Source organism: Actinoplanes solisilvae, assembly GCF_003999975.1.
Classification (GTDB): Bacteria; Actinomycetota; Actinomycetes; order Mycobacteriales; family Micromonosporaceae; genus Actinoplanes; species Actinoplanes solisilvae.
This window is the reverse complement of the sequence record NZ_RJAC01000117.1, coordinates 1-582: the sequence shown is the minus strand read 5'-3', so window position 1 is coordinate 582 and position 582 is coordinate 1. Positions and strand designations below refer to the sequence as shown.

Below are 582 nucleotides of genomic sequence, written 5' to 3'. Positions count from 1 at the left end.
GCTATACGATGGAATGGAGGAGAAGATTCTCCAAAAGGGTATCCTACTGCGACTGGTCATCCTTCATGGTTCATCATTCCCCCTGATTTAGAGGGAGTATTGATAGACAGAGCAATTGAACTTAATGAAATAAAAGGCAATGCTAAGACTATTAATCTTTCTAATAAAATACTTGAGCATGTTAGCCAAATGAAAATAAATGAAGTAGGCCCATTTGGATTTACAACCTATACGACATCTGAAAAATTAACAAAATTAGAGTTAGATGAATTAGAGAATATCCTTAAACAAAATATGATTTTTTTTCTAAAAACAGATGATCCTGACGATACTTTTGATTTGAGCCTTAATGGTGAGTTAACTATTAAACTCAATTTTTTAAACTCACAGATTGATAATTAATTATTTTTCCTAAAATTAACATAATACACCTTATGCGAAATACAAAAGCCCGCTTTTAGGCAGGCCTTTGTATTTTATACTTTTAAGGGATATATCTACTGGATAATCATACAAGTTCAGTTGCGCGCTTATTTCTAAGCAAACTCTTCCTTCATAATCTTACTTTTAAAATTTTCTAAA

At 31.3% G+C, this 582-nt stretch carries 1 protein-coding gene; it reads left to right on the top strand.

Annotation, left to right across the window (positions count from 1 at the left end):
* The coding region (locus EER30_RS46815; protein ID WP_127509827.1) for a hypothetical protein at positions 1-402 on the top strand (402 nt) is incomplete at its 5' end.
* Positions 403-582: the final 180 nt, after the last annotated feature.